Origin of the sequence: Thioalkalivibrio sp. ALgr3, assembly GCF_000377325.1 — a bacterium.
Classification (GTDB): Bacteria; Pseudomonadota; Gammaproteobacteria; order Ectothiorhodospirales; family Ectothiorhodospiraceae; genus Thioalkalivibrio.
The window spans coordinates 338827-360554 of the sequence record NZ_KB897976.1 but is presented as its reverse complement, the minus strand read 5'-3'; the positions used below and the strand labels follow the sequence as shown (position 1 = coordinate 360554).

Annotated in this window: 17 protein-coding genes; 8 read left to right on the top strand and 9 right to left on the bottom strand. The window is 67.9% G+C overall.

Features of this window, described 5'->3' with window-relative positions; genetic code table 11:
• Positions 1 to 40: 40 nt before the first annotated feature.
• The 4 genes from C998_RS0101770 to C998_RS0101755 all read left to right on the top strand — a co-directional run bounded on the left by C998_RS0101770 (position 41) and on the right by C998_RS0101755 (position 4635).
• Positions 41 to 874, top strand: a complete 834-nt coding sequence (locus C998_RS0101770; RefSeq protein ID WP_018869126.1) for an inositol monophosphatase family protein — start codon at positions 41 to 43, stop codon at positions 872 to 874.
• Positions 871 to 2283: an adenylate/guanylate cyclase domain-containing protein gene (locus tag C998_RS0101765; RefSeq protein ID WP_018869125.1), complete on the top strand. Its 1413-nt coding sequence runs from the start codon at positions 871 to 873 to the stop codon at positions 2281 to 2283. The genes C998_RS0101770 and C998_RS0101765 overlap by 4 nt, the downstream gene beginning before the upstream one ends.
• Complete coding sequence (locus C998_RS0101760; RefSeq protein ID WP_018869124.1) at positions 2280 to 3356, top strand: tetratricopeptide repeat protein; 1077 nt, start codon at positions 2280 to 2282, stop codon at positions 3354 to 3356. The genes C998_RS0101765 and C998_RS0101760 overlap by 4 nt, the downstream gene beginning before the upstream one ends.
• Before the next feature lie 64 nt (positions 3357 to 3420).
• Entirely contained in the window at positions 3421 to 4635 is a 1215-nt protein-coding gene (locus tag C998_RS0101755; RefSeq protein ID WP_018869123.1) for a TraB/GumN family protein, read from the top strand.
• A gap of 42 nt (positions 4636 to 4677) precedes the next feature.
• Here C998_RS0101755 and C998_RS0101750 read toward each other — a convergent pair whose 3' ends face one another.
• The 4 genes from C998_RS0101750 to C998_RS0101735 all read right to left on the bottom strand — a co-directional run bounded on the left by C998_RS0101750 (position 4678) and on the right by C998_RS0101735 (position 7835).
• Positions 4678 to 5676 (bottom strand): zinc-binding dehydrogenase, encoded by a 999-nt coding sequence (locus tag C998_RS0101750; protein WP_018869122.1) that lies wholly within the window; start codon positions 5674 to 5676, stop codon positions 4678 to 4680.
• Positions 5677 to 5706: 30 nt separating this feature from the next.
• A complete protein-coding gene (locus C998_RS0101745) occupies positions 5707 to 6192 on the bottom strand; it encodes a Slp family lipoprotein (protein WP_018869121.1) in 486 nt (161 codons plus the stop codon).
• 47 nt (positions 6193 to 6239) lie between these two features.
• Complete coding sequence (locus C998_RS0101740; RefSeq protein WP_369771831.1) at positions 6240 to 6878, bottom strand: Slp family lipoprotein; 639 nt, start codon at positions 6876 to 6878, stop codon at positions 6240 to 6242.
• Between the two features lie 63 nt (positions 6879 to 6941).
• Positions 6942 to 7835 carry an HDOD domain-containing protein gene (locus tag C998_RS0101735; protein WP_018869119.1) on the bottom strand — a complete coding sequence of 298 codons (894 nt, stop codon included), beginning with the start codon at positions 7833 to 7835 and terminating at the stop codon, positions 6942 to 6944.
• Positions 7836 to 7990: 155 nt separating this feature from the next.
• On the opposite strand from C998_RS0101735, the gene C998_RS0101730 reads away from it, so the two are divergent.
• Positions 7991 to 8788, top strand: coding sequence for a dienelactone hydrolase family protein (locus C998_RS0101730; protein ID WP_018869118.1), 798 nt, complete (start codon positions 7991 to 7993; stop codon positions 8786 to 8788).
• Positions 8789 to 8822: 34 nt separating this feature from the next.
• On the opposite strand, the gene C998_RS0101725 is transcribed toward C998_RS0101730, so the two are convergent.
• The 3 genes from C998_RS0101725 to metH form a co-directional block, all read right to left on the bottom strand.
• Positions 8823 to 10109: a response regulator gene (locus tag C998_RS0101725; RefSeq protein WP_018869117.1), complete on the bottom strand. Its 1287-nt coding sequence runs from the start codon at positions 10107 to 10109 to the stop codon at positions 8823 to 8825.
• A 158-nt stretch (positions 10110 to 10267) separates the two neighbouring features.
• Positions 10268 to 11818 carry a bifunctional GNAT family N-acetyltransferase/carbon-nitrogen hydrolase family protein gene (locus tag C998_RS0101720; protein WP_018869116.1) on the bottom strand — a complete coding sequence of 517 codons (1551 nt, stop codon included), beginning with the start codon at positions 11816 to 11818 and terminating at the stop codon, positions 10268 to 10270.
• A 174-nt stretch (positions 11819 to 11992) separates the two neighbouring features.
• Positions 11993 to 15784, bottom strand: a complete 3792-nt coding sequence (gene metH / locus C998_RS0101715; RefSeq protein WP_018869115.1) for a methionine synthase — start codon at positions 15782 to 15784, stop codon at positions 11993 to 11995.
• 134 nt (positions 15785 to 15918) lie between these two features.
• Between metH and C998_RS0101710 the strand changes: the two genes are divergently transcribed.
• Complete coding sequence (locus tag C998_RS0101710) at positions 15919 to 16677, top strand: arginyltransferase (protein ID WP_018869114.1); 759 nt, start codon at positions 15919 to 15921, stop codon at positions 16675 to 16677.
• Between the two features lie 9 nt (positions 16678 to 16686).
• Here C998_RS0101710 and C998_RS0101705 read toward each other — a convergent pair whose 3' ends face one another.
• Both C998_RS0101705 and C998_RS0101700 read right to left on the bottom strand, forming a co-directional pair.
• Positions 16687 to 17532, bottom strand: a complete 846-nt coding sequence (locus tag C998_RS0101705) for a methyltransferase domain-containing protein (protein WP_018869113.1) — start codon at positions 17530 to 17532, stop codon at positions 16687 to 16689.
• Entirely contained in the window at positions 17529 to 18347 is an 819-nt protein-coding gene (locus C998_RS0101700; protein ID WP_018869112.1) for a class I SAM-dependent methyltransferase, read from the bottom strand. Before C998_RS0101700 ends, C998_RS0101705 begins: the two co-directional genes overlap by 4 nt.
• 487 nt (positions 18348 to 18834) lie before the next feature.
• On the opposite strand from C998_RS0101700, the gene purH reads away from it, so the two are divergent.
• The gene (gene purH, locus C998_RS0101695) at positions 18835 to 20400 is read left to right on the top strand and encodes a bifunctional phosphoribosylaminoimidazolecarboxamide formyltransferase/IMP cyclohydrolase (RefSeq protein ID WP_026279424.1); all 1566 of its coding nucleotides are present in this window, start codon (positions 18835 to 18837) and stop codon (positions 20398 to 20400) included.
• Between the two features lie 37 nt (positions 20401 to 20437).
• A complete protein-coding gene (gene purD / locus C998_RS0101690) occupies positions 20438 to 21727 on the top strand; it encodes a phosphoribosylamine--glycine ligase (RefSeq protein WP_026279423.1) in 1290 nt (429 codons plus the stop codon).
• Position 21728: the final 1 nt, after the last annotated feature.

Below are 21728 nucleotides of genomic sequence, written 5' to 3'. Positions count from 1 at the left end.
GCGCCGCACAGACGAGGCCCGGCCCCGTCCAGGAAACCGCATGAACGGCAACAGCATCCCTTTCTCCGCCCTTCTGGAAGGCCTGCGGACCATCGGTCGGGAAGAGCTCCTGCCGCGTTTCGCCAGCGGCACACGGGTGGACTACAAGGCGGACGGATCGGTGATCACCCCGGCCGACCATGCCGCGGATGCCGCGGTGCGCCGTCTGTTGCGGGACTGCGGCATCGACGAACCGGTGCTCAGCGAGGAACAGGACGAACCGGAACAGCAGCGCGTGCTCGACGAAGCCCCGGCATTCTGGCTGCTGGACCCCCTGGACGGCACCAGCAATTTCGCCACCGGGCTGCCGTTTTTCGCCATCTCCCTGGCACGCATCGAGGGCCAGCGGGTAACCCACGGGGCCACCCTCGACCCGGTGCGCGGCGAACTGTTTTCCGTCACGGAGGACGGCCCGCTGCTGCTGGACGGCAGCGAGCCGGACACCGCCGCCACCGCTCCACCCGAAATCCGGCGCTGCATCGCCCTGGTCGACTACAAGCGCGTTCCCCGCACCCTGGGACGGGCGCTGCTGGACGCGGCCCCGTTCGCTTCGCAGCGCAACCTCGGCGCCTGCGCCCTGGAATGGGCATGGCTGGCGGCCGGGCGTGCGGATCTGTACCTGCACGGCGGCCAGGCGCTGTGGGACAGTACCGCCGGCACCCTGATGCTGGAACGGGCGGGCGGCGCGATGGCGGACCTGTCCGGCGCACCGGTATTCCGCCGCGATCTGGCCCGGCGCCCGGCGATCGCGGCCCGCGCCCCGCAGCTGCAGGCCGTCTGGCATGCCTGGATTACCGAACAACTGGACCCGCCCGGCTCCGGAGCGTCGGCATGATGCGGCTGTTCCGTCGCGGGGGGCCACCGGAACAGCGGCGCCCCGCGGATTTCACGCCCCGCTATCTGCCGATCGCCTGGAAGATCGTCGCGGTGATCGCCGGGCTCACCCTGACCGGGATCGGCGTGCTGGCGTGGGTGATCCTCAGCCAGGTCAGCACGGTGCTGAACAACCAGATCCAGGCCCAGGCCGAACTGACCGTCGCCCCGGTGGCCCGCACCTCGGGTGAACTGATCCTCGCCGAAGATCACCTCACGCTGGAGACCCTTCTCAACTCGCTGGTCGAGGACGGTCGGGTCGAGCACATCGCCGCCTACGCCATCGACCGCGGCCGGGTCGCCGAGGCCGGGTCTCCGCCGGCCGACGACGCCGACGGGGTCTGGCCGCTGACGGCCGGGGCCGAACCCTACCGGCAGGAAGTGCGATTCCAGGACGTCCAGGTCGGCTACATCGAGGCCCGGATCGACTCGGCACCGATGCAGGAACTGATGCGCAACACCATCAATGCGGGCGTCATCACCGCCGCGATCGTGTTCCTGCTGAGCCTGATCCTCGCCATCGACATCTCCAAGCGCCTGGTGCGCCCGCTGGAACGCCTGGCCGAATCCATGCGCGAACGCATGCAGCCCGGCCCGGACGACCAGGACGACCCGCGGGTGGTGCTGCGGCGCGACGAGATCACCCAGCTGACCGAGGCGTTCAACACCATGGCCCACGACCTGCTGCGCAAGGATCAGGTCGAGGCCGCGCTGCGACGCTATGTCTCCACCGGAGTGGCCGAGGACATCCTCGACAACCTGGACCGCGTGGAGCTGGGCGGCCGCGCGGTCGAGGGCTCGGTGCTGTTCGCCGACATCACCGGCTACACCGCGCTGTCCCAGCAGTGCACCCCGGAGGCACTCGGACGCATGCTCAACGAGTTCTTCGGCCCCATGACCGAGTGCATCGCGGAGCACGGCGGCACGGTGGACAAGTACATGGGAGACTGCACAATGGCGGTCTTCGGCGCGGCCCGGCCCGATCCCGACCATCGCATCACCGCCCTGCGTACCGGCCTGGCACTGCTGGACACCATCGCCGGCATCAATGCGGAGCGCGAGGCACGCGGCGAACGGCGGGTGGAATTCCGCATCGGCCTGTATGCCGGCGAGATGCTGGCGGGCAACATGGGGGCCCGGGAACGCATGCAGTTCACGGTGGTGGGCGAGACGGTCAATCTGGCCGCCCGCCTGGTGACCATCGCACCCCCCGGGGGCCTCGTCACCACGCGCGATTTCATGGAGCATCCCCACATGAGCCAGCACAATACCGGGAAGCTGGTGCAGGAAGACCTCGGCCAGCATGCCCTCCACGGCCTGAGCGAGCCGGTCGACGTGGTGCGGGTGCACCCCTCGCGGACCATGGCATGACCCGACGCCGGATCCGTTACATCCTGCTCGCGGTGCTGCTGGCGCTCGCCACGCTGCACGGCTGCGCCCTGCTGGAGCCGCTTCAGGACCCCGACACGCGCGTCGATCGGCTGGTGGCCGAAGGCGACTATGGCGCGGCACTGGAAACCCTCGACGCACTGCCCGACGAGGAGCGGGCAGCGCGTGAAGACCGCCGCGAGACCATCGAGGCCCGCGCGGCCGAGGCCGCGGAAAACGCCCTGCAAAAGGCCGGGGAGCTGGCGGCCGAAGGCGCCGTGGGGCGGGCCCTGGACATCCTCGAGGAGGCCGATGCCCGACTGCCGGCCAGCGAGGAACGCCAGCGCCGCATCGCCGAGCTGGAACGGGACCGCCGCACCGGTCTCAGCGCCCTGGAGCGCCGGCACCGAATGATGGAGGCACGGGCCCTGGCCGAACGCCTGCGGCTGCTGGACATCATGCAGCCACTGGCGCGTGATGACGACACCCTGCCCGAAAACATCGACGATCTGCGCCGCCGTGGCGCCCGCCTCGCCGCCGAGCTCGACCGCGATGCCCGCGACGCCGCCCCCGAGACCGCACTGGAACGTCTGCGGCTGGCGCGCGAACTCGAGCCCGATCCGGAGCGCGACCGGCGCATCGCCGAGCTGGAGGCCGAACTCCGGCCGGACCCCGAACCAGTGAATCAGGAAGACAGCACGGCGTTGCTGGATGCACTGGAACGCGCGCTGGACGAGGAGGACCTGATCGCGGCCCGGGAGCATTGCCGCAACATCGCCACCGACCGCCTGGATGACAGCGCTCGCGACCGCCACGATGCCCTGTGCGAACGCTGGGAGGAGCAACGCGACGCACGCACCGCCGAATTGCTGGAACAGGGCAGCGCGCATTACGCCGCCGGCCGCATTCACGAGGCTCTCGACACCTGGGAACGCGCCCTGGACCTCGACCCCGAACACGCCGGGCTGCGCAGCGCGCGTGAACGCGGCCGGCGCGTGCTGGAGCGTCTGGACTCCCTGCGCGGCCCGGCGGAAGGCCCGGAGACCCCGGGTGAGCCGTTGTCGCCCGCCCCGTGAACCGGCAGGCGGCGGACGAGCCTGATAGGATTCGATCACCCGAAAACAGCCCACCGGCCCGAACATGACTCCGAACGTCGAGGACCTGATCGCCAGCGAACCCCATCGCGTACTGCAGCTGGGGGACACCGAGGTCGTGCTGCTGGGCACCGCCCATGTCTCGCGGGCCAGCGCGGACCGGGTACGCAGCCTGATCGACACCGAAAGCTTCGACGCGGTCGCCATCGAGCTGTGCGAAAGCCGCCAGCGGGCCATGCTGGACCCGGATGCGCTGGGCCGCATGGATCTGTTCAGCGTGATCCGCCAGGGCCAGGCCCCGATGATCGCCGCCAGCCTCGCCCTCGGGGCCTATCAGCAGCGTCTGGCCGAGCAGTACGGGATCGAGCCGGGTGCGGAGATGCGCGCGGCCATGGACGGCGCCCTCGACCAGGGCGTACCGCTGGCACTGATCGACCGCGATCTGGGCCTGACCCTGCGGCGCACCTACCGGGCCGTGCCGTGGTGGCAGCGCATGGGTCTGGTCGGCGGCCTGCTGGGCAGCGTGCTCAGCCGCGAGAAGATCGACGAGAGCGAGATCGAGCGCCTGAAGGAAGGCGACATGCTGGAGAACACCTTCAGCGAGTTCGCCGAGCAGTCCGAAGCCCTGTACGGCACGCTGATCCACGAACGTGACCTGTACATGGCCGCGCATCTGCGGCGCATGGCCGCCAGCGGCGAGCACCGGCGCATCCTCGCGGTGGTCGGCGCCGGGCACCTGGCCGGCATCGCCGAACAGGTCGGCCAGCAGCAACAGCCGCCGGACGAGATCCTGGACGAACTCGATCAGGCCCCGCCGAAGGCCCGCTGGCCGAAGGTGGTCCCGTGGGTCGTGGTGGGGGTGATCCTCACCGGCTTCGTGATCGGATTCCTGCGCAACCCCGACATCGGGATACAGATGATCATCGACTGGGTGGTCATCAATGGCGGACTGGCCGCGGTGGGAGCGGCGATCGCCCTGGCCCATCCGCTGACCCTGCTGACCGCGGCGCTGGCCGCGCCGCTGACCTCCCTGAACCCCACCATCGGGGTCGGCTTCGTGGCTGCCGCCGCGGAGATCTTCCTGCGCAAGCCCCGAGTCTCGGATTTCGCCCGCCTGCGCCAGGACACCACCCACGCCCGGGGCTGGTGGCACAACCGGGTCTCGCGCGTGCTGCTGGTGTTCCTGCTGACGACCCTGGGCTCGGCCGCCGGCACCTACATCGGCGGGGCGCGGGTATTCAGCCACCTGTTCGGCGGCTGAAGACCCGGCTCCCCGCTCAGGCCCGCCTCGGTCGGGCCCGCATCAGTCAGGGATGCGCAATACCAGCTTGCCGCGACGCCCGCCGGCCTCGATCCGCCGGTGCGCCTCCGCGGTCTGCGCCAGCGGCAAGACGTCCTCGACGTTGACCTCCAGGGTGCCGGCCTCCAGGCGTGTCAGCCCGTCGGCCACGATCTTCGCCTGACGCGCCAGCCCCGTCCGGCTGCGCTGCAGCATCGGCGTCAGCATCAGCTCCAGATGGATAGCCGCGTTCTGCAGCCGCGCCGGGTTCCAGTCCATGCCGTCGGGCGGTGCCAGCAGGGTCACCAGGCGCCCGGCAAAGCGGATCTGCCCCAGTCCCTCGACGAAGGTGTCACCACCGACGGTATCCAGCACCAGGTCGAAATAACGTCCGTCGGTAAAGGCGGCGATATCCGTCGCGGCACGGTCACTGCGGATGTCGACGTGATCCGCTCCCAGGGCACGCATCACCTCCACACCGGCATCGCTGCGCACCAGCCCGAGCACCCGGGCACCGGCGGCCCGCGCCAGCTGCACCGCCATCTGCCCGACTCCTCCGCTGGCCGCATGCACCAGAACATAGTCGCCCTTCTGCAGGCCGCCGCGGTCGATCAGCGCCTCCCGGGCGGTGATCCACGCCAGCGGCAGCGCCGCCGCCTCGGCGTCGGAGACCGCATCGGGCACCGGCACCAGGGCGGCCTCGGGCACCACCGCCTGTTCGGCACAGGTCCCCGGGTCGGCGCCGGTGCCACCGAAACAGAACGCCACGCGCTGCCCCGGGCGAACGTTCTGTACCGCGTCGCCGCAGGCCTCGACGACCCCTACGCCGTCACAGCCGGGGGTGTTGTGCGGCGCGCCCTCGACCAGCATGCCGCCCGCACGGACCTTGGTGTCGACCGGGTTCACGCCGGCCGCCAGCAGGCGCACGCGCACCTCGTCGGGCTCGCGGATCACCGGGTCGGGGCATTCGCCCAGGTATAAAACGTCGGCAGAGCCGGGCTCGTTGAACTGGATGGCTTGCATGTCACTCCCTGATTGAAACGGTTGAACGGGTCACAGTCCGATCCCGATACCGATGCCGAAGTTCACCCGTCCGGGCGCGGCGGGAGTGCCCGCCGGCCACAGATGCAGCTGCCGGGCTTCCAGTACCGGGAAGCGGTATTCCGCCTCGCCGATCCGGCCAGTCTCGACCGCGGTGACCGGTCCGGTGGCCGTCACGCGGCGCCCGGGGCGATAATCCACCGGATCGAGGAAGCCGTCCACCACGACCCGGAAACGCCCCTGACTGGCCGCCCCGGTGCGTGGCTCCTGCCCCCGTAATGGATAGGCCAGAACCTCCAGCACGGTGGTTTCGGGGCCGTGGTCGACCTCGGCGATGACGCCGCCCCACATCTGGTCGGTCTGCGGCAGCCGCTCGGCGGTAACCGCGCGCGGCTCCACCGGTTCGGCGGGACGCGGCGCCTCCAGCGGCGTGGCCGCGCAACCCGCGAGGGCCAGCGCCAGCAGGGCCGCCAGCAGAGCCCGCGCAACGCCCGACACGCGACGGGACAAACAACGGTTACCGGATCTGTCTTCGTGCATCGGATTCACCGGAAGTGCCCGTCGTGATACGGATCGTGATGCAGCAGACGGGGGTGACGCCAGCCGGGCCCGTAGTAACCGCGGGGCTTGCCCGAGTGGTACCACGGGTCATACCACGGGTCGTACCAGGGATCGTACCGTCGATCCTGCGGCGGCGGGCGTCGTTCCCAGAGATGCACGGCCTCGGCCTCCACCTGCACGAACTCGTAGACATGCTCGCCAATGCGGCCTTCTTCGCTGCCCGCAATCCGTCCGCGCACGGTCACCTCGCGCCCCGGGGCATGGTCCCGCGGTTCGAGGAAGTCATCCACCCACACGCGAAACCGCCCGGGAGAGACATCGGTTTCCCGCGGCCGCGCATCGCGTCCGAGAGGGCGCGCGACGATCTCCAGACGGGTCCCGTCGTCGGTATTATCGACCCCCGCGACCACCCCGCCCCAGACCACGAGCGCACCTTCGGCGGCAGCCACATCGGCACGCACCGTAGCCAGATCCAGGCGCTGGTCGGGAAGCGGCCCCAGCCGCTCGGGCACCGAGGCGCAACCGACCACGCCGAGACCGACGATCAGCAGCAGTGCCAACCGCAGCACACGCCCGGAACACGGTATTCCGGGAGCAGGGCAAGCGCGGGAGCAACGGGTCATGGCAAGTTCCTCACAGTCGTTCCGGTAGACCGCCGCCGCCCCGCCCGGGTTCTCGCATGGCCATCAGCCGGCCGGCGTACCCACCTCCGGATCGGACAGGGCCTGCACCGCCAGGACCTCGTGCTGGGCGTCTTCCACCGCCTGCAGCAGCATTTCCGGCGAGACCCCGGCGATCGACCAGGCCTGCTCCTCCAGCGGCGGCGCGTCGGCCCAGTCGCGCGAATCGATCTCGGCGAGATGGGCGCCGGTGTTGGCCAGATGCACCAGGGCCACCGAGGGTCGATGGCGATCGCTGGCGGAAAGCGGATCGTGGTGCCAGGCAATGCCCTCCACCAGGGCCTCGGGCAGCCCCCAGCGCTCGGCCAGTGCCCCGCCCAGACGGGCGTGGTCGAAGCCCATCTGTTCGCGCTCGGCGGCCTGCGGCGACGGGCCCTGCGCGGTATCCAGGCTCGCCAGGAAGGCGCGGTGCGCCGCTTCGGGCGACTGCGAGAACAGCAACAGCTTGCCCAGGTCGTGCAGCAAGCCCGCCAGAAAGACCACGCCGGCCGCACGCGGGGCCACCGCCTGCGCCAGCTGCCGGGCGATGACGGCGCAGTAGGCCGAATGACGCCAGAAGGTCTCCAGCGGCAGACGCTCCTGCTCGGGGAGGGTGTTCATGGAGCGCGTCACGGCACTCGCCACCACCAGACGCTGCAGGACGTCGCGCCCCAGCATCGCCACCGCCCGCTCGATCGAATCCACCGCGCGCGACGGCGCGTAGGCCGGGCTGTTGGCCAGACGCAGCACATGAGCCACCAGACCGGGATCACGCCCGAGGGCCGCAGCGATCTGCGGCTGGGTACTTTCGTCGTCGTCCAGCAGCCGCGAGACCTCGAACACCACCTGCGGCATGGCCAGCAGCCGGTCGGCCGCCTCCACCCGGGCCTCGAGGCTCGCAAAGCCCGTCTCGTCGCTCATCGGATCTCCTCCCGTGCGGCATTACCTTTCCGCGCCGCATTTCCAGCTTAGCCCCTGCGCGGCCCCGACGCATCCCGGAACGGGCGCTCTTGTTCGCATTCCGGAGCGGGACCATACTCGAATGGCCGATTCGGCGATTCGACAAGGAGACACCCATGCAACCACTGCGAACCCTGAGTGCCGCCGTGGCGCTGGCCTCACTGTTCCCTGGCCTGGCGCTGGCCGACCTGCACACCGAATCCGTGACCTACGAGCACGACGGGCAGACCTTCGAGGGCTTCATCGCCTGGGACCCGTCGGTCGACGGTCCGCGTCCGGGCGTGCTGGTGGTCCACGAATGGTGGGGGCACAACGACTACGCCCGCAGCCGCGCCGAGCAGCTGGCCGCGGAAGGCTATACCGCCTTCTCGCTGGACATGTACGGCGACGGCCACACCGCGGACCATCCGTCCGAGGCCGGCGAGTTCGCCGGGCAGGTGCGCGAAAACCGGGACATGATGCTGGAGCGCTTCGGCGCCGCGCACGACTACCTGCGCGGCCACGATCAGACCGCGGACCAGCCGGTGGCGGCCGTGGGCTACTGCTTTGGCGGCACGGTGGCGCTGGAAGCGGCACGCGCCGGCGCCGATCTGGCCCTGGTGGCAAGCTTCCACGGCGCACTGGCCACCGAGCACCCGGCGTCGGCCGACACCCTCAAGCCCGAGGTCCTGGTCTTCAATGGTGCGGCCGACCCGATGGTGCCGAAAGAACAGGTGGATGCCTTCCGCGAGGAGATGGACAACGCCGACGCGGACTGGACCCTGGTGGATTTCGGTGGCGTGCTGCACAGCTTCACCAACCCCGACGCCGACAGCATCGCCGAGCGATTCGACATGCCGGTGGGCTATGACGAACGCGCCGACCGGGATTCCTGGCAGTACCTGCTGGGGGCCCTGGAGCGTCGTCTGAAATAGGCCCGACGCGGGCGCTGCACGAACCTCCGGGGGCTCAGAACCCCCGGAGGTAGATCAGCACGCCCAGGAAGATCACGGCCAGCACCGCGGCCACCAGCACCCCGCGGAACCATGGCCGCGACCACAGGCGATCGCTGGGGGGATCAAAGCTGGCTTTCCCGGAGCCGGTCGCGGCCGGGGCCTCCCCACCCTGCTCCGAGGCAGGCCCCTCGGCCTCCGGCGCGGCCTTCGGCCCCCCGTTGAGCTCCAGCTCCAGATCACGGATGCGCGCGCGCAGGGACTTGTTCTTGTGCATCGCCTCCGACAGCTCGCGTTCACGCTGTTCAAGGCTGTCGCGCAGCTGGGCCAGCGTACTCTCCTGATCGGAGCACTGCGTCTCCAGCTCGTGCTGCGCGGCCTCCGCCGCCGACGCGCGTTCGGTCTGCTGATTGCGTTCCCCGCGCAGGCGCTCGGCGGTCTTGTTCGCCGCATCGCGTTCCTCACGGGCCTTGTCGCGCTCGCGCTCCAGCTCGACCAGCTCGTGCTCCAGCCGGATCACCTCGCCTTCCAGCTCGGTCACCCGCTGCTGGCGGTCGTCGTCGGACGCGGCCCCGGCCTCCTCCGCCGATTGTTCCTGCGCCTGCTCCAGGGTCTCGCTGGCCTCGCTCAGGCGCTGGCGCGCCTCTTCCAGCTCCTGCTCGAGCGAACGGCTCTTTTCCTCGTATTCGTCGGCGCGCTGATAGGCAGCGGTGGCATCGTCGCGGGACTCGGCGAGGGCCTGGCGCAGCCGGTCCAGTTCGTTGTGCAGCTCGCGATCCCCGGAGGAACTCTGGCGCAGCATCAGTTCGCGCCGCAGCCGCTCGACCTCGTCACGCAGGTGGCGCAGCTCGGCCTCGGTCTCCTCGTCGGCCACGGGATGCTCTGGCAGGAGCTCGGCCACCACCTCGCGGACCCGTCCCGGCACGAACGGTTTCTTGAGCACGGCGTTCGCGCCCATGGAACGCCAGTCTTCCTCGGACTGTTCGTCGTTCTCCTGCCCCGTAACGATCCCCACGGGGAGATCCGCGGGAACGCCGTCGGCGCCGTCCCGGATGCGCATCAGGAGGTCCTGCCCGTCGAGCCTGGGCATGGAGAGATCGGTCAGCACCAGACCGATGTCGTTCTGTTCCTGCAGGCGGGCCCATGCCTCTTCGCCGTCCGCGGCCTCGTACACGGTATGGGTATCCCGGAGGATGCGCTGCAGGGCCACGCGGATCACCTTGGAATCGTCCACGACCAGAACGGCCGTACGCGGCCCGCCGGCAGACGCCCCGGGCGTTTCGCTCGTCACTGCTTCCGCCATGGTTACCCCCTGAAAACCTCGATGCCTTTCCGTGGCCTCCTGCGCCCACGGCAGCGGACGACACGTCCGTAGTTCAGATTACGGCTGATGATCGAACAATACCACCCCGCCCCGGCGGGGATCCGCGGAAGATCTTCACGTTTTGGCTCCGGACGTCTCTATACGGGGCTGGATTTCCAGTCGATCGCGTAGAGATCCCGCCGACGGTCCCGCAGATTGCGCACCGAGCCGTGGTTGCGCAGTTCCTTCAGGTTGTCGAGGTCGAGATCCACGATCAGGGTCATCTCGGTGTTCGGGGTCGCCTCGGCGGCCACCGCGTCGTGCGGGAACGCAAAGTCGGAAGGGGTGAACACCGCGGCCTGCGAGTACTGCATGTCCATGTTCTCCACCCGCGGGAGGTTACCCACCGAGCCGGACATGACCACGTAGCACTCGTTCTCGATCGCCCGGGCCTGGGCGCAGCGGCGTACCCGCAGATAGGCGTTCTTGGTGTCCGTCCAGTACGGCACGAACAGGATCTGCAGACCGTGATCGGCCATCACCCGCGGCAGCTCGGGGAACTCGACGTCGTAGCAGATCAGGATGCCGATCTTGCCGAAGTCGGTATCGAAGACATGCACCTCGTCGCCGCCCTGCAGCCCCCAGTAGCCGATCTCGTCGGGGGTCACGTGCAGCTTGTACTGGCGATCCCAGGTCCCGTCGCGGCGGCACAGGTAGGACACGTTGCGGAGCACGTCGTCGTGGTATTCGGGCATCGAACCGGCGACGATGTTGATGTTGTAGGACAGCGCGAGACGCACCATCTCCTCGCGGATGTCCTCGGTGTATTCCGCCAGGCGGCGCACGGCCTCGGCCGGATAGTCCTGGTTGAACGCGCCCATCAGCGGTCCGTTGAAGAACTCCGGGAACAACACGCAGTCGGCGCGGTAACCCGACACCGCGTCCACGAAGTACTCCACCTGCTGGAACAGGGCATCGAGGTCCGGGGTCGGCCGCATCTGCCACTGGACCACGCCAATGCGCACGTCCGAACGGCTGCCGCCGATCAGCTTTTCCTTTTCCTCGTAATAGATGTTGAGCCACTCGATCAGCGTGGCATACGCCCCGGACTTTTCGTCGTCCGGGAGGTAGTCCGTGATGATCTTGCGCACGTGGAAATCGTTCGCCAGCTGGAAGGTCAGGATCGGATCGGTGACCTCGTGGTTCTTGACCTTCTCCACGTACTGCTGCGGCGTCATCTCGTCGCGATGGACCTCGTATCCGGGGATGCGGCCGCCGGCCACGATCGCCCGCAGGTTCAGCTTTTCGCACAGCTCCTTGCGCGCGTCGTACAGGCGCCGCCCCAGGCGCAGGCCGCGGTAATCGGGGTGCACGAAGATGTCCACGCCGTAGAGCGTGTCCCCGTCCGGGTCGTGAGTGGTGAGAAAGCCGTTGCCGGTGATCTGCCAGTAGTTGTGGTGATCGCCGAAGCGCTTGTACTCGACGATCAGGCTGATGGCGGCGGCCACCACCTTCCCGTTGTCCTCGATGCAGATCTGGCCTTCGGGGAAACGCGTCACCTGGGAGCGGAACTGCGCTTCGCTCCACGCCCCGTCCAGGTCCTGGTAGACCCGCTCCATGATCTCGCGGATGTCGTCATAGTCCTCCAGCCGGGTCTGGCGCAGGGTGAGGACGTGCTGGGTGGAATCGCTTTCCTGACCTGAGGTCATGCGGGGCTCCGTTGGGATGGGGCGACGAGCGCGGGCGCCCGCCGGGACATGCCTGCAGGATACAAACATCCGGCGACGCGCGGAAACCGGGGCAGGTCTTCCACGGTATTCCACCCACGAAAAAGGCCCCGCACGGGGCGGGGCCTGATTCGGGTCGCAGGGCGGACCCTGCGGTTACGCGCTGCGCGCCTCGCGCTCGGCCGCGGCTTCCGCCTTGGCCTCGTCGCTGTCGTCGTAGCCGATATTCGGCGCGAGCCAGCGCTCGGCCTCCTCGAACGACATGCCCTTGCGCTTCGCATAGTCCTCGACCTGGTCGCGGTTGACCTTGCCGAGGCCGAAGTAACGCGACTCCGGGTGCGCGAAGTACCAGCCGGAGACGGCCGACACCGGCAGCATGGCGTAGCTCTCGGTGAGCGTCATGTCGGCGTTTTCCTCCGCCTGCAGCAGCTCCCAGAGCGTGGCCTTCTCGGTGTGCTCGGGGCAGGCCGGGTAACCGGGTGCCGGACGGATGCCCTGATACTTCTCTTCGATCAGGTCCTCGTTGGCCAGCTGCTCGTCCGCGACGTAGCCCCAGTAGTACTTGCGCACGTATTCGTGCATGCACTCGGCAAAGGCCTCGGCCAGGCGGTCCGCCAGGCTCTTCACAAGGATGGCGTGGTAGTCGTCGTTGGCCTTTTCATATTCTTCGGCCTTCGCATCCACGTCACCGCCGGCACTGACGGCGAACGCACCGATGTAGTCCGGGCCACCGGCCTCCTTCGGCATCACGAAGTCCGCCAGCGAGTGGCTGGGCTGACCGCGACGCTTCTCGGTCTGCTGGCGCAGGTGGTGCAGCTTCTTCAGCACCTGGCTGCGGTTCTCGTCGGCATAGACCTCGATGTCGTCGTCATCGACGCTGTTCGCCGGGAAGAAGCCGACCACGCCGCGGCAGGTCACCCACTTCTCGTCGATCATGCGCTGCAGCATCTCCTGGCCATCCTTGAACAGCTTGCGTGCCTCTTCCCCGACCTTCTCGTCTTCGAGAATGCGCGGGTAGGCCGCATGCAGCTGCCAGGAATGGAAGAACGGCGTCCAGTCGATGTACTCCTTGACCTTGTTCAGGTCGAAGTCATCGAAGCGCAGCAGCACCGAGCCATCGCCGTGCGGATGCAGCACGGTCGGCTCGCCCGGCAGGTCGTCGGTCTCCAGCGCCTTCGGCCTGGTCGGGGCGTAGGCGGACCAGTCGATCTCCGGCTTGTTGGAGCGGGCCTTCTCCAGCGACAGCCACTGGACCTTCTTCTTGCGCCCGGCGTTCTGCACGCGCAGCTTCTCGTATTCCTCGCGGATCTCGGCGGCGTAGTTCTCGCGCAGTTCGGGGCTGATCAGGCTCTGGGCCACGCCCACCGCACGCGAGGCGTCCTTCACCCAGACCACCGGGCCGGAGTAGTTCGGCTCGATCTTGACCGCGGTGTGGGCGCGCGAGGTGGTCGCCCCGCCAATCATCAGCGGCGTGGTCATGCCCTCGCGCTCCAGATCGGCGGCGAAGTTGGCCATCTCCTCCAGCGAGGGGGTGATCAGGCCGGACAGACCGATGACGTCGACATCATGCTCCTTGGCGGCCTTCAGGATCTCGGCACCCGGCTGCATCACGCCGATGTCGATGACCTCGAAGTTGTTGCACTGCAGGACCACGCCGACGATGTTCTTGCCGATGTCGTGCACGTCGCCCTTCACGGTGGCCATCAGGATCTTGCCGTTGTTCTCGGTACCGGTCTTCTCGGCCTCGATGTACGGGATCAGGTGCGCCACGGCCTTCTTCATAACGCGCGCGGACTTGACCACCTGCGGCAGGAACATCTTGCCCTCGCCGAACAGGTCGCCGACCACGTTCATGCCGTCCATCAGCGGGCCTTCGATCACCTGGATCGGGCGGTCGTAGGCCTGACGGGCCTCTTCGGTGTCGTCCACCACGTAGGTGTCGATACCCTTGACCAGGGAGTGCTCGAGGCGCTTGCTGACTTCCCACTCGCGCCACTCGAGGTTCTCTTCCTTCTTGCCACCGCCCTGGCCCTTGTACTCCTCGGCCAGCTCGAGCAGGCGATCGGTCGCGTCATCGCGGCGGTTCAGGACCACGTCCTCGACCGCTTCCTTAAGCTTCGCGTCGATATCGTCGTAGACCGCCAGCTGGCCGGCGTTGACGATGCCCATGTCCATGCCCGCCTTGATGGCGTGGTACAGGAACACCGCGTGGATCGCCTCGCGCACCGGCTCGTTGCCGCGGAACGAGAACGACACGTTGGACACGCCGCCGGAGACTAGGGCGTGCGGCAGGTCCTTCTTGATGCGGCGCACCGCTTCGATGAAGTCGACGCCGTAGTTGTTGTGCTCTTCGATGCCGGTCGCGATCGCGAAGATGTTCGGGTCGAAGATGATGTCCTCGGCCGGGAAGCCGACCTTCTCGGTCAGCAGCTTGTAGGCGCGGGTACAGATCTCGACGCGGCGGTCCTCGTTGTCGGCCTGGCCATCCTCGTCGAAGGCCATGACCACGATCGCGGCGCCGTAGCGGCGGCACAGTTCGGCCTGCCGGATGAAGTTCTCCTCGCCCTCCTTCATGGAGATCGAGTTGACCACCGGCTTGCCCTGCACGCATTTCAGGCCGGCCTCGACGATCTCGAACTTGGAGGAGTCAATCATCACCGGCACGCGGGCGATGTCGGGCTCGCCGGCCAGCAGATTGAGGAAGCGGACCATCGCATCCTGCGACTCCAGCATGCCCTCGTCCATGTTGATGTCGATGATCTGGGCGCCGCCCTCGACCTGGTTCAGCGCGACTTCCAGCGCGACGTCGTATTCCTCGTTCTGGATCAGGCGCAGGAACTTGCGCGAGCCGGTCACGTTGGTGCGCTCGCCGACGTTCACGAACAGCGAGTTATCGTCGATGTTGCACGGCTCCAGACCGGACAGGCGGCAGGCCGGAGAGACCTCCGGCACCTTGCGCGGCGGGAACTTCTCGACCGCCTCGCGGATCGCGCGGATATGCTCCGGCAGGGTGCCGCAGCAGCCGCCGATGATATTCAGCAGGCCTTCTTCGGCCCACGGGCCGACGTCCGCGGCCATCTGCTCCGGGGTCTCGTCGTAGTCACCGAACTCGTTGGGCAGACCGGCGTTGGGGTGCGCGGACACGTGGGTGTCGGCAATGCGCGACATCTCGGCCACGTACTGGCGCATCTCCTTGGCCCCCAGCGCGCAGTTCAGACCGATGGAGATCGGGTTCGCATGGCGCACGGAATTCCAGAAGGCCTCGGTGGTCTGGCCCGAAAGGGTACGACCGGAGGCGTCGGTGATGGTGCCGGAGATCATCACCGGGAGGTCCTTCCCGAGCTCGTCTTCCAGGGTCTTGACCGCGAAGATCGCGGCCTTGGCGTTCAGGGTGTCGAACACCGTCTCGATCAGCAGCAGGTCCACCCCGCCCTCGACCAGCGCCTCGGCGGCCTCCTTGTAGGCCTCGACCAGGGTGTCGAAATCGACGTTACGCGCGCCCGGATCGTTCACGTCCGGCGAGATGGAAGCGGTGCGGTTGGTCGGGCCGAGGATGCCGGCCACGTAGCGCGGACGATCCGGGGTCTTCTCGGTCCAGGCATCGGCGGCCTTGCGCGCGAGCTTCGCGGATTCGCGGTTCAGCTCGGGGACAAGATCCTCCATGTGGTAGTCCGCCATCGCGATGCGGGTACCGTTGAAGGTGTTCGCCTCGATGATGTCGGCGCCGGCCTCGAGGTAATCGTTGTGGATCTGCTCGATGATGTCCGGGCGGGTCAGGGAGAGCAGGTCGTTGTTGCCCTTGAGGTCGCCTTCCCAGTCCTTGAAGCGCTCGCCGCGATAGTCCGCCTCCTGCAGATCGTACAGCTGGATGGTCGTGCCCATGCCGCCATCCAGAATCAGGATGCGTTCCTTCAGGGCGTTCTCGAGATCTTGTCGCGTTGCCGTCATGTGCCGTACACCATTGGTTTCAAATGTCATTACTTTAGCATGCCGGGCATCGAACCCCGGTCATGTCCCGCCGGTGGCGGGGGCACGGCCCGGTATGCGTTGGCGCCCCGGGCCGGAGCTGTCAGGATAGCGGAATGCAGGAATCCCCGATCCGCTGGTATCTGACTGCCCCGCAGCCCTGTCCGTACATCACGGACGGGCGCGAGATGCAGTCCCTGCTGGTCGACCCCGAGGCCCGGCTGGATGCCGCCGGCTTCGGGGCCCTGCTGGCCGAGGGCTTTCGCCGCAGCGGCCGTTTTGTCTATCGCCACCACTGCCCCGCCTGCGATGCCTGCGTGCCGGTGCGCATACCGGTGGCCGCCTTCCGCCCGAACCGCAGCCAGCGCCGCTGCCTGCGCGCCAACGCCGACCTCGATATCGAATATCGCGCCCCGCCGGGGGCGGGCGACGGTCGCACCGAGGCCGACCTGGACGAACACATGCCGCTGTTCCTGCGCTATCTGCGCAACCGCCACGCGGGTGGCGGCATGGAGCAGATGAATCGCGAGGAATACGCCGGCATGCTGACGGAACGCAGCGCCCCGGTGGAGCTACTGGAGTTCCGCCGCGCCGGACAACTGCTCGGCGTCGCCATCACCGATCGTACGCCGCAGGGGCTGTCGGCCATGTATACCTTCTACGAGCCGGACCTTCCGGCCCGTGCGCTGGGCACGTTCGGCATCCTGTGCCAGATCGAGCATGCGCGGAACCTGGGGTTGCCGCATGTCTATCTCGGGTACTGGATCCCGAACGCACCCCGCATGGACTACAAGATACGATTCCGCCCCGCCGAGGGTCGACGGGGCGGAGCCTGGCGGGCCCCGGACGACGCACGCCCGCAGGACCCGCGATAACGGGCCTTCTTATTCCGGCTTGCGGAAGCGGAAGATGCCCCAGGTCAGGTACCCGGAGTTGCCCCCGTCGACCCAGTGCTGCAGGCCCTGCTTCATGCGGTCGATGTAGTCCTGCGAGATGAAGCGCTTGAGCTCCTCCTCGCGCGACTCCAGTTCCTGCTTCACCCGACCGTAGTGCGTCGAGATCTGCCCGGAATGTTCCTCGAAACCGATCTCGCGCAGCCCGGCCTTCTGCGCCGCATCGCGGTACAGGGACGGGGAGGCCAGCGAATCGAGGTGGATGCGTGCAAGGATCGGATCCAGCACGCCCTCGGGGCAGTCATCGGTCTGCATCGGATCGGTGAAGATCAGCCAGCCACCCGGCTTGAGCAGCCGCGCTGCCTCCTGGATGACCTTGTACTTGTCCTCGTTCGGGCTGTGCAGGAACGAATCCTCGGACCACACCACGTCGTAGGACTCGTCCGGCTCGTCCACCTTCTCGAAGGAGCCGTCGACCACGGTGATCTTGTGGTCCAGCTGACGCGCCCGGTTGATCTCGCGATCGCGCTCGTTTTCCTTCTCGGAGAGGTTGAGCGCGGTCACGTCACAGCGGTAGTTCTCCACCAGGTAGCGGGCCACGCCACCGTAGCCCGCGCCCATGTCGAGCACGCGCCAGTGCGGCTCCGGCTCGCCCAGCATGTCGGCCATGTGAGCCACGGTGCGCCGGCTGGCGTCACCGATCGGCTCGTCCTGGTACTCGTACAGGCCGATGTGCAGGTCTTCGCCACCCCACACCATCTTGTAGAAGGTGTCGGCATCCTCGCTGTTGTAGTAGTCGCGCGCCGTTTCAACGACGTCGGAATAGTCCTGGCTCATCGATTCTCGTCCTCGAGATAGGTCTTGTCGGCGACGTGAATGAAGAAATCCGGATCGGCTTCGCGGTAGGTCTCCTGGAAGTCCCCGTAGGTCTCGATCTGCTGGAAACCGACCTCGCGCATCAGACGGCGGACATAGGCCTTGCGCAGCGGGAACATGTTCAGGAAGTACTCGGACCCGTCGGGGAAGCGGTACTGGAAGCGGGCCAGGCCTTCGTCGACGTGGGCCGGTTCCACCTGCACGTCGTCGCCACAGTAGTAGTACGTGTGCTTGGACGAGTAACCGTGATCCAGGATGGTGTCGTAGTTGCGCTGGTCCAGGATCAGCACGCCGTCATGGTTCAGGGCGGAGTAGAACTCGGCCAGGGCCTTGCGGCGGTCGTGCTCGTTGAACAGATGGGTGAAGGAGTTGCCCAGGCAGACCACGGCGTCGTAGCGGCCGTAGATGTCGCGGTTGAGCATGCGCCAGTCGGCCTGCACCGTGCGCAGGATGTGGCCGCGCGAACGGCCGTTCTCGAAGGCCTTCACGAGCATCTCGTGGGCGCCGTCGGCGGTCACCACGTCGAAGCCGGCCTCAAGCAGCTGCACGGAATGGAAACCGGTGCCGGCGGCGACGTCGAGCACGCGCTTGGCGCCACGCTTCTTCAGTTCCTCGATGAAGAACGTGCCCTCGCTCTTGGCGCGGCTGTCCCAGTCGATCAGGTCGTCCCACTTGTCGACAAAACCGGTGGTGTATTCCTGGTGGTAGTTGTCGGTATCGCGGCGTTCAATCGGCTCGTCGCCGAAATCCTGATCGTTCTTCACGTTCGCTGACATGCTGATTCCTCTTGGCTTTGCTGCAATGAAGTGCGTCCGGCCCTCGTGGCCACGGATGCACCGGGTTACAACGCCTGCACGACCGAAGACGATCCCGCACCCCGGGTCGCTGGCATGAAACTTCTCCTGCGAGGACCGGGTACGGGCGGCCCGTCATCGCGGGCTCCCGATACGGATGCGTTGTTTCCAGCATCCGGCGCCGGCCTGGCCGGCGGTTCCTGACACCCGGAAGGATTCGGTGGTTGCCCGGGTGCCGAGCCGTGGTCTGGCGGCTTTCGCGCGCCTGGCTCGGGGATCGCAAACGGTGCCATGCGTTGCGTCGGAACGCAGGCGTTGTGTCCGAAAGTGTTTTTATACGCTAAAGGTTTTGCGCCCAAATTACAAATCGGCCACCGGCCGCACCGTCCGGCACTGCACCCGCCCGCACGGCCGCGACATCCCCGACACCTTCGCTATAATGGCCGTTTTGACGCGATTTCGAGGTCCCATGACTACCCAGGCTCCCGTGCGCCGCGCGCTGCTGTCCGTTTCCGAAAAAACCGGCGTGGTGGAACTCGCCCGCCACCTCCACGAACGCGGGACCGAACTGCTGTCCACCGGCGGCACCGCGCGTCTGCTGGGCGAGCACGGGGTCCCGGTGACCGAGGTCTCGGAACACACCGGTTTCCCCGAGATCATGGACGGTCGGGTGAAGACCCTGCACCCGCGGATCCACGGCGGGCTGCTGGGCCGGCGCGACACCGACGCCGGGGCGATGGAGACCCACGACATCCCGCCGATCGACCTGCTGGTGGTCAACCTGTACCCGTTCGAGAACACCGTGGCGCGCCCCGACGCCACACTGGAAGAGGCGATCGAGAACATCGACATCGGCGGCCCGGCGATGCTGCGCGCGGCCGCCAAGAACTACCGCGACGTGACCGTGGCCACCGATCCCGGCCAGTACCGCGCGATCGTCGAAGCCCTGGACGAACACGGCGGTATCCCGGCCGCGCTGCGCTTCCGCTTCGCGGTGGCGGCGTTCGACCACGTGGCCCGCTACGACGCGGCCATCAGCAACTATCTGTCGGCACTGGACGACGACGGCCACCGGGAAAGCTTCCCCGGCCAGCTCAACGCGACCTTCCAGCGGGTGGAGACCCTGCGCTACGGCGAGAACCCGCATCAGAACGCGGCGTTCTACCGCGACCCGCAACCCGCGCCGGGCTCGCTCGCCAGTTTCCGCCAGCACCAGGGCAAGTCGCTGTCGTACAACAATCTGGCGGACGCGGACGCAGCCTGGGAGTGCGTGCGCCAGTTCGACGAGGCGGCCTGCGTGATCGTCAAGCACGCCAACCCCTGCGGGGTCGCGGTCGCCCCGTCGCAGCTGATGAGCTACGAGCGCGCGTTCCAGACCGACCCGACCTCGGCCTTCGGCGGCATCATCGCGTTCAACCGCCCGCTGGAGGGTGACACCGCGCAGGCCATCGTCAGCCGGCAGTTCGTCGAGGTGGTGATGGCACCGGAGATCACCCCCGGGGCCCTGCGCGCGCTGTCCGCGAAGAAGAACGTGCGCGTGCTGGAGATCCCCGACGCCCCTGCGGCCCCGGGACTGGACTACAAGCGCATCGGGGGCGGGCTGCTGGTACAGGATACCGACCGCGGCTCGCTGGGCGACGTGGACCTGAAGATCGTCACCGCGCGCACCCCCACCGAGCAGGAGAACCGCGACCTGGCCTTCGCCTGGCAGGTGGGCAAGTACGTGAAATCCAATGCCATCGTGTATGCCCGTGACCAGCAGACCGTCGGCGTGGGCGCCGGTCAAATGAGCCGGGTGTATTCCGCGCGCATCGCCGGGATCAAGGCCGCCGACGAGGGCCTGCAGGTGGCCGGTTCGGTGATGGCCTCGGACGCCTTCTTCCCGTTCCGCGACGGCATCGATGCCGCCGCCAGCGCCGGCATCACCGCGGTGATCCAGCCGGGCGGCTCGATGCGCGACGAGGAGGTCATCGCCGCGGCCGACGAGCACGGCATCGCGATGGTCTTCACCGGCATGCGCCACTTCCGCCACTGATCGCGGCCGCAGGAGAACGCTCATGAACGAAACGGCCATCAACGTCCTGGTGATCGGCGGCGGCGGGCGTGAACACGCCCTCGCCTGGAAACTGGCGCAGTCCGCGCGGGTCGCGCGGGTGCTGGTCGCGCCGGGCAATGCCGGCACCGCCGGCGAACCCGGCTGCGAGAACGTCGACTGCGCCGCCACCGACATCGACGGCCTGCTAGCCGTGGCCCGGAACGAGGATGTCGCCTTCACCGTGGTCGGGCCCGAGGCACCGCTGGTTGCGGGCGTGGTGGATGCCTTCCGCGCCGCCGGCCAGCCGATCTTCGGTCCCACCGCCGACGCCGCGCGCCTGGAGGGATCGAAATCCTTCGCCAAGGATTTCATGCAGCGCCACGGCATCCCCACGGCGGCGTACGGCAGCTTCGAGGACGAGGACGCCGCGCTGGCGTTCATTGACACCCACGGCGCGCCCATCGTGGTGAAGGCCGACGGCCTGGCCGCCGGCAAGGGCGTGATCCTCGCGCAGACCACCGACGAGGCGCGCGCCGCGGTACGCGACATGCTGGCCGGCAATGCCTTCGGCGAGGCCGGGCACCGGGTGGTTGTCGAGGAATTCCTGCAGGGCGAGGAGGCCAGCTTCATCTGCATGGTGGACGGCGAGCACGTGCTGCCGCTGGCCTCCTCGCAGGACCACAAGGCGCGCGATGACGGCGACCGTGGCCCCAACACCGGGGGCATGGGTGCCTATTCGCCGGCCCCGGTGGTCACCGACACCCTGCACGACCGCATCCTGCACGAGGTCATCGAACCCGTGGTGCGCGGCATGGCCGCCGACGGCGAGGCCTATACCGGGTTCCTGTATGCCGGGATCATGGTCGATGCCGACGGCAACCCGAAGGTGCTGGAATTCAACTGCCGTTTTGGCGACCCGGAGACCCAGCCGATCCTGATGCGCCTGGAAAGCGACCTGGCGGGTCTGGTCGAGGCCGCGCTGGACGGCCGGCTCGACCAGGTGGAGGCCCGCTGGGACCCGCGCGTGGCGCTGGGCGTGGTCGCCGCCGCCGAGGGCTACCCGGACGCATACCGCAAGGGCGATGTGATCGAGGGCCTGGAGGCGGTGGAGCCGCTTCCCGACGCCCGCGTGTTCCATGCCGGCACCACCATCGACGACCATGGGCAGGTCATCACCGCCGGAGGCCGCGTGCTGTGCGTGGTTGGTCTGGGGACCGATTATGCCGACGCGCAGAAAAAGACCTACACCGCCCTCGGGGAAATCCGCTTCGAGGGTATATACTTCCGTACCGATATTGGACACCGCGCCATCGACCGCCCCGCCTGAA